This window comes from Streptomyces sp. NPDC059718, assembly GCF_042733315.1.
In the GTDB taxonomy this organism is placed as follows: domain Bacteria; phylum Actinomycetota; class Actinomycetes; order Streptomycetales; family Streptomycetaceae; genus Actinacidiphila.
On record NZ_JBHWGA010000034.1, the window covers coordinates 91,394 to 104,620 of the forward strand.

12 protein-coding genes are annotated in these 13,227 nt (G+C 71.0%); 3 read left to right on the forward strand and 9 right to left on the reverse strand.

Annotation, left to right across the window (positions count from 1 at the left end; all coding sequences use genetic code 11):
- Positions 1-138 precede the first annotated feature (138 nt).
- From ACFV3E_RS31925 to ACFV3E_RS31965, 9 genes are all read right to left on the reverse strand, one after another.
- Positions 139-705: an SUKH-4 family immunity protein gene (locus tag ACFV3E_RS31925; RefSeq protein WP_500537809.1), complete on the reverse strand. Its 567-nt coding sequence runs from the start codon at positions 703-705 to the stop codon at positions 139-141.
- A 154-nt stretch (positions 706-859) separates the two neighbouring features.
- Positions 860-1,438: a GTP-binding protein gene (locus tag ACFV3E_RS31930; RefSeq protein WP_089224993.1), complete on the reverse strand. Its 579-nt coding sequence runs from the start codon at positions 1,436-1,438 to the stop codon at positions 860-862.
- The gene (locus tag ACFV3E_RS31935) at positions 1,419-1,958 is read right to left on the reverse strand and encodes a DUF742 domain-containing protein (RefSeq protein ID WP_500325615.1); all 540 of its coding nucleotides are present in this window, start codon (positions 1,956-1,958) and stop codon (positions 1,419-1,421) included. The genes ACFV3E_RS31930 and ACFV3E_RS31935 overlap by 20 nt, the downstream gene beginning before the upstream one ends.
- A gap of 71 nt (positions 1,959-2,029) precedes the next feature.
- Positions 2,030-2,443 carry a roadblock/LC7 domain-containing protein gene (locus ACFV3E_RS31940; RefSeq protein WP_018562059.1) on the reverse strand — a complete coding sequence of 138 codons (414 nt, stop codon included), beginning with the start codon at positions 2,441-2,443 and terminating at the stop codon, positions 2,030-2,032.
- Positions 2,444-2,452: 9 nt separating this feature from the next.
- Positions 2,453-5,548, reverse strand: coding sequence for a sensor histidine kinase (locus ACFV3E_RS31945; RefSeq protein ID WP_500537815.1), 3,096 nt, complete (start codon positions 5,546-5,548; stop codon positions 2,453-2,455).
- A gap of 462 nt (positions 5,549-6,010) precedes the next feature.
- Complete coding sequence (locus ACFV3E_RS31950; RefSeq protein ID WP_078620110.1) at positions 6,011-6,619, reverse strand: GTP-binding protein; 609 nt, start codon at positions 6,617-6,619, stop codon at positions 6,011-6,013.
- On the reverse strand, positions 6,600-7,007 hold the full coding sequence (locus ACFV3E_RS31955; RefSeq protein ID WP_361792631.1) for a DUF742 domain-containing protein: 408 nt from the start codon (positions 7,005-7,007) through the stop codon (positions 6,600-6,602). The genes ACFV3E_RS31950 and ACFV3E_RS31955 overlap by 20 nt, the downstream gene beginning before the upstream one ends.
- Before the next feature lie 79 nt (positions 7,008-7,086).
- Positions 7,087-7,500: a roadblock/LC7 domain-containing protein gene (locus ACFV3E_RS31960; protein WP_018562063.1), complete on the reverse strand. Its 414-nt coding sequence runs from the start codon at positions 7,498-7,500 to the stop codon at positions 7,087-7,089.
- A gap of 9 nt (positions 7,501-7,509) precedes the next feature.
- Positions 7,510-10,995 carry a sensor histidine kinase gene (locus tag ACFV3E_RS31965; protein ID WP_500537810.1) on the reverse strand — a complete coding sequence of 1,162 codons (3,486 nt, stop codon included), beginning with the start codon at positions 10,993-10,995 and terminating at the stop codon, positions 7,510-7,512.
- Positions 10,996-11,561: 566 nt separating this feature from the next.
- Here ACFV3E_RS31965 and ACFV3E_RS31970 point away from each other — a divergent pair.
- The 3 genes from ACFV3E_RS31970 to ACFV3E_RS31980 all read left to right on the forward strand — a co-directional run.
- Positions 11,562-11,750, forward strand: coding sequence for a hypothetical protein (locus tag ACFV3E_RS31970; protein ID WP_500325619.1), 189 nt, complete (start codon positions 11,562-11,564; stop codon positions 11,748-11,750).
- Between the two features lie 85 nt (positions 11,751-11,835).
- Positions 11,836-12,627: a fumarylacetoacetate hydrolase family protein gene (locus ACFV3E_RS31975; RefSeq protein ID WP_499514183.1), complete on the forward strand. Its 792-nt coding sequence runs from the start codon at positions 11,836-11,838 to the stop codon at positions 12,625-12,627.
- Positions 12,620-13,227, forward strand: a 608-nt coding sequence (locus ACFV3E_RS31980; RefSeq protein WP_500537811.1) for a glutamate--tRNA ligase, incomplete at its 3' end; no start/stop codon positions are given. The genes ACFV3E_RS31975 and ACFV3E_RS31980, both read left to right, overlap by 8 nt.

Consider the following 13,227-nt stretch of genomic DNA (forward strand, 5'->3'; position numbering starts at 1 on the left):
CGGGGCGGGGGGGGCCCCCCTGGGGGCGTTGGGGGTCCCCCGCCCCCCCCCCGGGGGCGGCCGCCCCCCCCCGGCCCCCCCCGGGGGCCGCCCCCCCCCTCCCGGGTGCCGCGCCGCCGTCGTCGTACGGGGACGTCCTCACCACATGCCGCCCGCGATGTCGTCGAAGACGGCCTCCCACAGCCCGTCGCCCGTGCCGAACGGGACGGGATCGACAGCGGTCAGGGCGGCGCGGATCTCCTCTGCGATCCGGATGAGGTCGTCGATCTCGGGGAACACGCCGGGAGGGTCGTAGTCCGGGCGCCTGAGCTGCAGCAGGCACATCCCGTGGACCATCGACGAGACGTCGGTGTGGACCCACTCGATCCTGCGCACCTCGTGGTTGACCACGTGCACCCTTCCGGTGCCGCCGTCGAGGGCCACGTCGCCGTGGAGGGCCCGGCCCAGGTGCAGCCACCGGTGGACGCCGGGGGAGAACCCCTCGTAGTCCGTCAGGTCCTCGACGAGGGACGCGGCCCGCAGCGGCGTCGGGCCGCCCGCGAGGTCCGTCCGGAGCTCGAAGAGCACACCGGCGGCCACCGGCAGCCCCACGTCCGCCAGGAAGCCGCGTGTGGGCCCGTGCGTGGGCCCTGCGTCCTGCCCCGTGGCGCGGACGCGCACGATCTGCTCCGGGGCGAAGACCTCGGCAAGGGAAGCGGCCGTCACGGGGGCGATCACCCCGTGCCTCCGGGGATGCCGAGGTGCGCCGGGTCGTCCGGTTCGAAGGGTGCGGGCAACGGTCCTCCTGTCGTCCGGCGCGACGCGAAGGCCCCGCACATGCCGTGCGGGGCCTTTCGCGTCGTACGGGAAGCGGGAACCGCTACCGCAGCCGCGCCATCAGCGCGTGCTCGACCAGCGTGATGAGCGCGCTCTTCGCCTCGGCGCGGTGCCGGGCGTCCGTGATGATGATGGGTGCCTCGGGACCGATCTGGAGGGCCTCGCGGACTTCCTCGGGGTTGTACGGCTGGTGGCCGTCGAAGCCGTTGAGGGCGATGACGAACGGCAGACCGCTGTTCTCGAAGTAGTCCACGGCCGGGAAGCAGTCCGCCAGCCGGCGGGTGTCCACGAGGACGACCGCGCCGATGGCGCCGCGCACCAGGTCGTCCCACATGAACCAGAAGCGGTCCTGGCCCGGCGTGCCGAACAGGTAGAGGATCAGGTCCTCGTCCAGGGTGATACGGCCGAAGTCCATCGCCACGGTCGTCGTGGTCTTGTCCGGCGCGTGCGTCAGATCGTCGATCCCCGCGGAGGCGGAGGTCATCACGGCTTCGGTACGCAGCGGGTTGATCTCCGATACGGCACCGACGAACGTGGTCTTGCCCACGCCGAAGCCGCCCGCCACCACGATCTTCGCCGAGGTGGTTGAGCGAGCTGGACCGCTAGAGCTTGCGAAGTCCACTGAGCACCCTTTCGAGCAGTGTCACGTCTGGCTGTCCGCCCGAGGCATCGTCGCCACCGGGCTGGTGAATGGCGACGAGCCCGGCCTCCGCCAGGTCGGCGACGAGGATTCGGGCGACGCCGAGGGGGATGGAGAGGAGCGCGGAGATCTCCGCGACCGACTTGATCTCCCGGCAGAGGATGCAGATCCGCTGGTGCTCCGGCAACTGGCCCCGCAGCTGCACCGGGTCGGCGGTCGTGCTGACCAGTGCCTCGATGGCGAGCTGGTAGCGCGGCCGGGTGCGGCCACCGGTCATGGCGTAGGGACGTACCAGACCGGACGGCGGCTTGGAGCGCCCGGTCTGCGCTGTCCGAGGCGGAGGCGCCTGCGGGGGTTCGTACGGCTGGATCCTCGGCTGCCGGTGCGACGGCGTGGGGCCGGGACCGGGGTCCTGGCTGGGTGCCGAGGGAAAGTCGAACCGCTTGAAGGGCGGCTGCTGTTGGTGATTGCCGTACTGATCTCCGCCTGGGGGCGTTGCCACGGTTCCTCCTCCAGCTGGGTAGCGCGTCTGAAAACCCTACGGGTCTCCAGACGCGCCCGCATGCCTGTCCGTTAGTTGAGCAGGCTGCCCTGCAATTCCGCACGCAGATCGGGCGTGAGCACATTGCCCGCCCGGTCGACCAGCAGGGCCATCTCGTAGCCCACGAGGCCGATGTCGCACTCCGGGTGCGCCAGCACGGCCAGCGAGGAACCGTCCGAGACGGACATGATGAAGAGGAAGCCGCGCTCCATCTCCACGACGGTCTGGTTCACGTGGCCGCCCTCGAAGATGCGCGAGGCACCCGCGGTCAGCGAGGTCAGACCGGAGGCCACCGCGGCCAACTGGTCCGCACGGTCCCGCGGGAAGCCTTCGGACATCGCCAGCAGCAGGCCGTCGGCAGAGACCACAACCGTATGGGAGACCCCTGGGGTCTGGTCCACGAAACTGGTGATCAACCAGTTCAGGTTCTGTGCCGCCTGGCTCATCGGACTCAACTAACGCTCCTGGTGCTTGGGGCCGAAGCCCTGGCCGTTCGTGTCAGTTCCCGCAGTGCGTCCCTGCTGGACGCCGCGCCGCAGATTGCTCAGGCGGCCACGGACGTCCTCGGGTGCACGGGAGACCATCGGTCCGCCCTGCGGAGTCTGCTGTGCGGTACCCGGGACCAGGTTGGCCTTGGGGACCCGTCGGGGCAGGCCGGAGGGGGTGACCCCGCCCGCCTTGGGCTTGCGGGCCTGTTCGGCCCGCTGCCAGTTGTCGTCGTTCGTGGAGCGCCACTCCGACTCCCCGTCCGACGCCGGTGCGGAGGGCGCCGGCTGCGCCGGGAAGCCGTCCGTCGACTGGGGCTCCGGCTGCGCCGGGGCCGCCGGGCCGGACTGCTGCCATCCGCGGTCGCGGCGCGGCAGTCCCGCGTCGGTCACCGAGGACTGCAGCGGGCCGGTGGCCGCACCCGGTCGGTCGAAGCCTACGCGTTCCGGGGCCTCGAAGGGGGTGGCTGTGGCGGAATCGGCCGTCGCCTGGGCCGGGAAGGCCTGCGGCTGGGCCGCCTGCGGCAGGTCGCCGCCGGGCGTCGCCGTCCACTGCTCCTGGGCGTACCCGTTCTGCTGCTGCCAGTCGTCCTGGGTGTAGCCGTTCTGCGGAGCGGCGTACCCCTGCTCGGCGTAGCCGCCCTCGGTGTACGCCGGCTCCTGGAACGCGGGCTGCGCGTCGTAGCCGTGCTGCTCCTGGAACGGCTGGGCCTGCGGCTCCTGGTAGCCCTGCTGTCCGTAGCCGTTCGCCGGGAAACCGTTGTCCTGGAACGGGGTCTCCTGGAACGCGGCGTCGGCGCCGGCCTCCTGGTAGCCGTCCTGGAAGCCCTGTTCCTGGGCGTCGCCCTCGAACGGCAGGTGCTCCGGGGCACGGTCGCCGGCCGCGGCCTCGAGCTGGGCACGGCGCTGGTCGCGCATGAGCGAGCGGCCGACCGGGTCGAGCGAGCGGGTGTCGCCCGGGGCCTCGGCGCGCTCGTAGCGCGAGTCGTCGAAGCCGAGCTCCGCGGCGGTCGGCCCGTAGGCGGCGAACTGCGGGGTCTCGAGCTCCGGCACGATCCGGGACACGGTGAAGTCGTCCTCCAGCGGCATCTCCTCGCCACCGCCACCGTGGGTGATCGGCTCGGGGAGCATGACCAGCGAGGTGGTGCCGGCCTGCTCGCCGGACGGGCGGAGCTGGACGCGGATGCCGTGCCGGTCGGCGAGGCGGCCGACCACGAACAGGCCCATGCGCTTGGAGATCGACGCGTCGACGGTCGGCGGTTCGGCCAGCTTGTGGTTGATGTCCGCGAAGTCCTCGGCGGTGAGGCCGATGCCCTTGTCGTGGATCTCGACCATGACGCGGCCGTCGGGCAGCCGGGTCGCGGTGACCCGCACCTTGGTCTGCGGCGAGGAGAACGTGGTGGCGTTCTCCAGAAGCTCGGCCAGCAGGTGCACGAGGTCGGTGACGGCGGTGCCGTGGATCTCGGTCTCGGGGATGCCGACCAGTTCGATGCGCTCGTACGCCTCCACCTCGGAGGCCGCGGCGCGGAGCACGTCGACCAGCGGGACCGGCTGGTTCCAGCGGCGGCCGGGCTCCTCGCCGGCGAGGACCAGGAGGTTCTCGCCGTTGCGGCGCATACGGGTCGCCAGGTGGTCCAGCTTGAAGAGGTTCTCCAGCTGGTCCGGGTCCGCCTCGTTGTTCTCCAGGTCCGTGATCAGCGTCAGCTGGCGCTGGATGAGGCCCTGGTTGCGGCGGGAGAGGTTGGTGAAGATCGCGTTGACGTTGCCACGGAGCAGGGCCTGCTCGGCGGCGAGCCGTACGGCCTCGCGGTGGATCTGGTCGAAGGCGCGGGCGACCTCGCCGATCTCGTCGTTCGAGGTGATCGGGATCGTCTGGACGCGGGTGTCGACCTTGCCCGGATCGGTGCGGGAGAGCTGGTCGACCAGGGCCGGCAGGCGCTGTTCGGCGACCTCGAAGGCCGCGGTGCGCAGCCGCCGCATGCTGTTGCTCATCGAGCGGGCCACCATCGCGGCCACGATGAAGGCGATGATCAGCGCGACGAGCACGATGGCGGAGTTGACGATCGCCTCGATGCGGGCACTGTCGGCGATGTCGCTCGAGTCGTTGTACGCCTGGTTGGCCAGGTGCTGCTCGACGCTCTTGTAGGCGTCGAAGGCGAGGGTGGTCGCGCCGAACCAGCTCTCCGCGGTCACGCCCTGGGCCTTGAGCTGCTCAGTGCTCTGACCGGAGGCGATCAGCTTGATCATGTTCTCCAGGCTCGGCGGAGCCTTGAAGGGCTGGCCGGCCTGCTTGGCCGCCTGGGCGGCCTGGGTGACCTGCTCCTTGCCCTTCTCCAGGGCGGCGTCCTGCGCGTCCAGCAGCCGCTGGTAGTCCGCGTCGGTGCCACCGCCCCGGTACTCCTCCAGCGCGACCTGCTGGAGGTAGGCGTACGAGGTGAAGGCGGTCAGCTGGAGCTGCAGCTCGCCGTCGGCGAGCTTGTCGCGGTCCTCGACGAGCAGGTGGGTGCCGATGGAGCGGGTCAGCGACTCGGCGGCCTTGGTCAGTTCGAGCGCGTAGAGGGTGCGGCCGTAGGAGGCGATGCTGTTGGTGCCGAAGCCCAGCTCGTTCGCGAGCTCCATCAGCGGGTGCTGGACCTCGACGTACTTCTCCTCGGTCTGCACGCCCGGGAGCTGCCGGGTGAAGGCCGTGTCACGCAGCTTCGCCAGGACCTTCTCGCCCTCGCGGATGTTCGCCACCCGGCGCTGCAGCCGGTCGCTCACGGGCAGCTCGGCGACGGCCGCGTCGAACTTCGCGGCCGCCTGGTCGGTGGCCGCGCGGGTCGCGACGACGTTCTTGTTCTCGGTGTCGCCGGCCAGCAGGGGAACAACGCTGAGATCGCGTTCGTTCAGGACGGCGTTGGCGTAGTCCACGGCGGCGCGCACGGCGTTGGCGGTCCGCACCGCGTCGTCGGCGTCCTGCCAGGTCTGCACCGAGCTCTGCACCCGGAAGCCGCCGAAGACCAGGGCGACCATCACCGGGATGAGGAGGATGACGTTCAGACGGGTGGCCACCCGCCAGTTGCGCATGGCGAAGCGGCTGCCCGGGCTCGTCACCGGCTCGGGCGCGGTGGCCGCCTCGGGGGCAGCGGCCTGAGCCGTGCCGTATCGCGCAGGCGGGGTGAAATTGCCACGCGGGTGGTCCGCGGGACCCGGCTCTGCTCGCCTCGTGTTCCTCACTCGACCAACAACCTCTCGGCGACGGCGCGGGCGGCGCCGTTCCTACTCTCGGGTTTCGATGAATTCCAGCACGTCATGGGGGTGCTCCACAAACGTCCGGCGAGGACTGCGAAGCCATGATCACGCGCCGGTTAAAACGGGCATAAGCGTAAAGCGGTGGCAATTCACTGGGTAGATGTATGCGCAGTGAAGCCGACTGGGCGCGGGCGGTGTTCGGGTTGTTCCGATTCGCGGTCGAAACGTTATGAACAGAAGGACCGGCCATGTCAAAAGACACAGCCGGTCCATACGCGAAGTGGCAAGCTGGAACGCTTACTTGAGACGAGCGAGCAGCGCGTGTTCGACGAGCGTGATCAGCGCGCTCTTCGCCTCGGCGCGGTGCCGGGCGTCCGTGATGATGATGGGGGCGTCCGGGCCGATCTGCAGCGCTTCCCGGACCTCATCGGGCGTGTACGGCTGGTGGCCGTCGAAGCCGTTGAGGGCGATGACGAACGGCAGACCGCTGTTCTCGAAGTAGTCGACGGCCGGGAAGCAGTCGGCCAGCCGGCGGGTGTCGACCAGGACGACGGCGCCGATGGCACCGCGGACCAGGTCGTCCCACATGAACCAGAACCGGTCCTGGCCCGGCGTACCGAACAGGTACAGGATCAGGTCGTCGTCGAGCGTGATACGACCGAAGTCCATGGCCACGGTCGTCGTGGTCTTGTCGGCCACGTGCGTCAGATCGTCCACGCCCGCGGATGCCGAGGTCATCACGGCCTCCGTACGGAGCGGGTTGATCTCCGAGACCGCCCCGACGAACGTGGTCTTGCCCACGCCGAAGCCACCCGCCACCACGATCTTCGCCGAGGTGGTGGACCGGGCCGCGGGCGGCGCACCGTACGCCGCCTGCTGCCCCGGCCTAGAGCTTGCGAAGTCCACTGAGCACCCTTTCGAGCAGTGTCACATCAGGCTGTCCGCCGGCCTCGCCGCTGCTCGGCTGGTGGATGGCGACCATACCGGCCTCAGCCAGGTCGGCCACCAGAATCCGGGCCACCCCCAGCGGGATCCCCAGCAGTGCGGAGATCTCGGCGACCGACTTGATCTCCATGCACAGGTGGCAGATGCGCTGGTGTTCGGGGAGCAGCCCCTGGTAGGCACTCGGGTCCGCGGAGGTGCTGACCAGTGCCTCGATGGCGAGCTGGTAGCGCGGTCGGGTGCGACCACCGGTCATGGCGTACGGCCGCACCAGCGGCTGGTCGCCTTCGCCCCCGTACGGCGCATGGTGGGGCGCGCCGTACGGGCCGGGCGAGGCGGGCGGCGGGGTCATGAATGGTCCTCCGGGTAAGAGCGGACGCGTGTCGCGAGTAGTCATGGGGCGTGCATTCGGCCGGGCTCCGGGGAGGAGCTCAGCCCATCAGGCTGCCTTGGAGTTCTGCGCGCAGGTCGGGGGTGAGAACGGCGCCCGCTCGGTCGACGAGCAGGGCCATCTCGTAGCCCACGAGGCCGATGTCGCACTCGGGGTGCGCCAGTACGGCCAGCGAGGATCCGTCCGAGACCGACATCAGGAGGAGGAAGCCGCGCTCCATCTCCACGACGGTCTGATTGACGCTGCCGCCCTCGAAGATGCGGGACGCGCCCGCGGTCAGCGAGGTGAGGCCGGAGGCGACGGCCGCCAACTGGTCGGCGCGGTCACGGGGGAAACCCTCGGACATGGCCAGCAGCAGGCCGTCGGCGGATACCACCACGGTGTGGGACACCCCGGGGGTGTTGTCCACGAAGTTGGTGATCAACCAGTTCAGATTCTGTGCCGCCTGGCTCATCTGACTCAACTAACGCTCCTGCTGGTGAGTGGTGCCAAAGCCGCGGCCGTCGGTCGTTCCCGTACCGGCCTGGCGACCCTGCTGGATACCGCGACGGAGGTTGGTCAGGCGTCCGCGCACGTCGTCGGGGGCCCGCGAAACCTGCGGACCGCCCTGTGGGGCTTGCTGGGGAGCACCGGCTCCCGGGACGAGGTTGGCCTTGGGGACCCGCCGCGGCAGCCCGGAGGGGGTGACCCCGCCCGCGGACGGCTGGCGGACCTGGCCCGCGCGCTCCCACACCTCGTCGTTCGGCGAGGACCGCCACGCCGCCGAGTCGCGCCGCGGGGGCTGCGAGGGCTGCGGCGGGTGCGCCGGCTGTGCCGGGTGCGAAGGCGGCGCCGCGTGCTCGGCGCGGGCCCGCTGCGGGGCGGGCTGCTGCGGGTGCTGCTGCGGGGCGGGCTGCTGCGGGCGCTGCGGCGGCCGGGTCGGCGCTGCGGCACCCGGGCCGTTGCCGTTGTGCTGCGGGCCGACCGGGCCGCGCTCGACGTGCACCTGCTGCATGCGCTCGGCGCGACCGGTGCGGAACCAGTCCGACTCGAGGGAGTCGAAGATCGGGCTCGGCTCGTCGTGGCGAACGGGGGCCGGAGGCAGCGCCATCGGCTCGCTGACGGCCGGCAGCGGCTGCCGGTCGGCCTGCGGGGCCGCGGGACGCTGCTGGTGGGCGGCGCCGGGTTCCTGGGCGTACCCGCCGGAGTGGCGCGGTCCCTGGGGCGCCGCCGGGGTCTGCGGCGCCTGCGGGGCCGCGGGACGCTGGAAGACGTCGCTGCGGGTGAACTGGCCCTGCTGCTGCGGGGCCTGGCCACCGTGCTGCGGCATCTGCGGCATCTGCTGGGGCTGGCCGCCGTGCTGCGGCATCTGCGGGGCCTGGCCGCCGTGCTGCGGCATCTGCTGGGTCTGGGGGCCGCCGTACGCCGGCGCGGTGTGCGGCATGGCGTTGAAGTCCGGGCGCTCGAACTGCGCCGTGCTCTCCAGGTCCTCGTGACCGCGCGGCATGTCGGCCTCGGGGCCGTGGGCCGCGCCCATCGGCTGCGGCGCCGCCGGACGCTGCGGGGGAGCCGCCGGTCGCTGCGGCTGCTGCTGCGGCCGGCCCTGGCCACCCGGGACCTGCTCGTTGGCCCAGCTCGGGCCCGAGCGCTGCGGGCCGGGCGCCGTCGGGGCACCGGGGCCGGCCGGACGGCCGCCCTGCGGGCCCATACCGGGACCGGAGTTGAGGGCCGGACGCGACGCGGAACCGGACACCTGGCCGCGCTGCCCACCGCGGTGCATGCCGGCGAGGCCCGTACCGCCGCCGCCACCCATGGCCGGCGCGGGACCGCCCGGAGCCGCGGCGGGGGCACCGCCCGGCTGCTGACCGCGGTTGCCGGCGCCGGGCTGGGGCTTGGCGCCACCCTGGGTGACGTCCACCGGCAGCATGACGAGCGCGGTGGTGCCGCCCGAGTCGGACGGACGGAGCTGGATCCGGATGCCGTGTCGCAGGGACAGGCGGCCGACCACGAACAGACCCATGCGGCGGGAGACGGAGACGTCCACCGTCGGCGGGTTGGCGAGCCGCTCGTTGATGTCGGCGAGGTCCTCCGGGGAGAGACCGATGCCGGTGTCGTGGATCTCGATCAGCACGCGGCCGTCGGGCAGCGCGTGACCGGTGACCCGCACCTTGGTCTGCGGGGAGGAGAACGAGGTCGCGTTCTCCAGCAGCTCTGCGAGCAGGTGGACGAGGTCGTTGACGACGCGGCCGGTGACCTCGACCGCCGGCACCGAGGTGAGCTCGATGCGCTCGTACTGCTCCACCTCGGAGGCGGCGGCGCGGAGGACGTCGACCAGCGGGACCGGGCGGGTCCAGCGGCGGCCGGGCTCCTCGCCCGCGAGGACGAGGAGGTTTTCGCCGTTCCGGCGCATACGGGTCGCGAGGTGGTCGAGCTTGAAGAGGTTGGACAGCTGGTCCGGGTCGGCCTCGCGGGACTCCAGTTCGGAGATCAGGCTCAGCTGACGCTGGATCAGGCCCTGGCTGCGGCGCGAGAGGTTGGTGAACATCGCGTTGACGTTCCCTCGAAGCAGCGCCTGCTCGGCGGCGAGTCGGACCGCCTCGCGGTGGACCTCGTCGAACGCGCGGGCCACCTGGCCGATTTCGTCGCGGGTGTGGATGCCGATCGACTCGACCGAGGTGTCGACGTCCTGCGGGTCGGACTCGGAGAGCTGCTTGACCAGCTCGGGCAGTCGCTTCTGGGCGACTTCCTGGGCGGTGTCCTGCAGCCGGCGCAGCGAGCGGACCATGGACCGGGCGACGACGAAGGCGCCGACGACCGAGATGCCGAGCACGAGGAGGATCAGCGCACCGCTGATGATCGCCTCTTGCTGGGCCTCGTCGCGCAGCGTCAGGGCCTTCTGCTGCATCTGCTGCAGCAGGGTCTGCTCGATCTGGCCCATGAGCTGGATCTTGGTCTTGGCGTCGTCGTCCCAGTCCAGGTAGGTGCCCTGGAAGTTCTGGATGCTCGACTCGGAGGCCGCGATGCGGTCGGCCTGCTCGTCGACCTTGGTGACGATGTCGTTGCCGCCGTTGAGGCCCTTGAGGAGCTCCTCGGCGTTCGTCCGGCCGTAGATCTGGCTGAACTGCTTGAGTTCCGTGCCCTCCGAGCGGTGGGCGCCCTGCAGGTAGCGGAAGTCGTTGGAGCTGAGGTTGCGGTTGTCGGCGAGCGCGGCGCTGACGATCGCGCGCTGCATGGAGTCGTACTCCTTGGCGGACGAGAACGCCGCCAGCGCGCGGGTGCTGGAGATCATGTCCGAGTTACCGGTCGCCTCGGCCATCTCCTGGGAGAGGTCGATGAGCGAGCGGATGAGCTCGTCGTACTCGCTGACCGTCTGCGCGACGTAGCCGGGCTGGTCGTAGGAACGCTCGCGGATGGCGTTCAGGGTGCCGAGCTGGCGGCTGATCGCGGTCAGCGAGGCGTTGACGCCCGTGAGGTCGGGGGAGACCTCGTTGGCGGCGTTGACGAACGCCGTGCGCGCCAGCTTGGTCTTCTGCAGCGCGGCCGCGATGTTGTCGTCGCCCTCGTCCCGGGGCGTGCTGGACAGCGGGCCGGCCGAGACGTCTCGCTCCTCCTGGAGCGCGGCGGCGAGCTTGGTCGCCTGCTCCGTGAGGTCGGTCAGCGAGGTCATGGCCTCCAGCTGCTGCACGTTCTCCAGCGAGCTCTGGATGCGGAGCGCACCCAGGGTGGTCGCGGCGACCACCGGCAGCGCGAGCAGCGACACCAGACGAGTGCTGATGCGCCAGTTGCGCATGGCTATTCGGGAGCCGTGCTTCGGGCCGGTGCGCACACCGCTTCCCGGCGTGGCGCTGCTCTGTGCGCCCGCGGTTCCGGCGTCTGCGGTTTCATCCCGGCGGGTGGGACCGTGATCGGTCCCACCGCGCTGTTCCGGGTCGCCCGCAGCGCCGCCATCCCTCTTGAAACGTCCCTGCACTAGCGTCGCAACCTCTGGACCAGGCGTCCCCCGCACGGGCGGCAGGACGGTGTCGAGTCTTCGGAGTCCCGCCCTCCCCGGCGGATACCCATTGGCCGCCGCCGCTCGGCGATCGCACGCTCCCCCCTGCGCGCCGGCATCTGTTGATACGGCGGTCCGGGGAATTCCAGCACAGTGCCGCACGTCCAACAAGGGCCGACATGTTTCGAGTGGAATACGTGACTCAGTGCGTCCGACGGATCACACGGTGTCGGTGGCCTTTCGGATGTCTTCCGGCAATCCGGGCTTTCTCCAGGGGTGTTGGGGCCCGCCGGCCGGCGCCCGGCTGCTGCCAACCGGGGGTGAAGAGTCCGGATGGGCCGTGATGTCGGTTTCGCTGGTATCGGGCGGCCGACCGATTCGCCCTGCTTGTCCCCGCGTTCGTGAGGAAAATCACAGACCGTCAGTTGTATTGGTCATCCGGATCGGGGAATGGGCGGCGATAGATTGACGTTTGACACAGCCGTGTACTACGTCAACCGCGCCTGCCCGGGCGCCCGGTAACAACACGAGGTTCTGACCGGCCCATGAAGACGACCATGATCATGCGACCCATAGCCAACCCGCGCCGCACCACCCTCGCGCACCTGGCGGACGCCGAGGACACGCGGACCGCAGAGGTCGCTCCGGCCGTCGAGGACGCGGAAGCCGTCGTGCTACCCCGGCAGACCGCCAACCCCCGCCGCACCGTCCTGACGGAGCTGCCGACCGCCTGAGGCGCGGCCCGTCGGGCGGGTCCGGGAGCCACCCCCGGGATAACCTGGAGCGTCAGTCTCCGGCCAGTGAGGTGAGCTGCTTCCCGTGCGCATCGCCAGGTTCTCCATCGACGGCAATGTCGCCTTCGGCGTCGTCGAGGGCGACGAGTCCGTCCCGGACGGACTCGTCCTCGACATCATCAAGGGCATCCCGTTCGCCGAGTACGAGCGCTCCGGCACGAAGGTGCCGCTGAGCAAGGTCCGGCTGCTGCCGCCCGTGCTCCCCAGCAAGGTCGTCGCGATCGGCCGGAACTACGCCGAACACGCCGCCGAGCTGGGCAACGAGGTGCCGGAGGTCCCGGTCGCCTTCTTCAAGCCGTCCACCTCGGTGATCGGCCCGGGCGACCCCATCGTCTACCCCTCCTTCTCGCAGGAGGTGCACCACGAGGCCGAGCTCGCCGTCGTCATCGGCCGGATGTGCCGCGAGGTCCCGCGCGAGCGCGTCGCCGAGGTCGTCCTCGGGTACACCTGCGCCAACGACGTCACCGCGCGGGACGCCCAGAAGGCCGAGAAGCAGTGGGCGCGCGCCAAGGGCTTCGACTCCTCGTGCCCCATCGGCCCCTGGATCGAGACGGACCTCGACCTCGCCGCCGCCAACGACCTCGCCGTCACCGCCACCGTCAACGGCGAGCCGCGCCAGTCCGGCCGCACGAGCCAGATGATCCGCTCCATCGAGGACCTGATCGTGCACATCACCGAGGCCATGACGCTGCTCCCGGGCGATGTCGTCCTCACCGGCACCCCGGCGGGGGTCGGACCGCTCCACGTCGGCGACGAGGTCGCCGTCACCATCGAAGGCATCGGCACTCTCACCAACAAGGTGATCAAGCGTGACTAGCGCAGCACCCGTACGCGTACGTTTCTGCCCCTCGCCGACCGGCAACCCGCACGTGGGCCTGGTCCGCACCGCCCTGTTCAACTGGGCGTTCGCCCGCCACCACCAGGGCACCCTGGTCTTCCGCATCGAGGACACCGACGCCGCCCGCGACTCCGAGGAGTCGTACCAGCAGCTGCTGGAGGCCATGCGCTGGCTCGGCTTCGACTGGGACGAGGGCCCCGAGGTCGGCGGCCCGCACGCGCCCTACCGGCAGTCGCAGCGCATGGACGTCTACAAGGACGTCGCCGCGAAGCTGCTCGGGTCCGGCCACGCGTACAAGTGCTACTGCACCACCGAGGAGCTCGACGAGCGCCGCGAGGCCGCCCGCGCCGCCGGCCGCCCCTCCGGCTACGACGGCCACTGCCGCGACCTCACCGCCGAGCAGGTCGACGCGTACGAGCGCGAGGGCCGCGAGCCCATCGTCCGCTTCCGCATGCCCGACGAGACGATCACCTTCACCGACCTCGTCCGCGGCGAGCTGACCTTCACCCCGGACAACGTGCCCGACTACGGCATCGTCCGGGCCAACGGCGCCCCGCTGTACACGCTGGTCAACCCGGT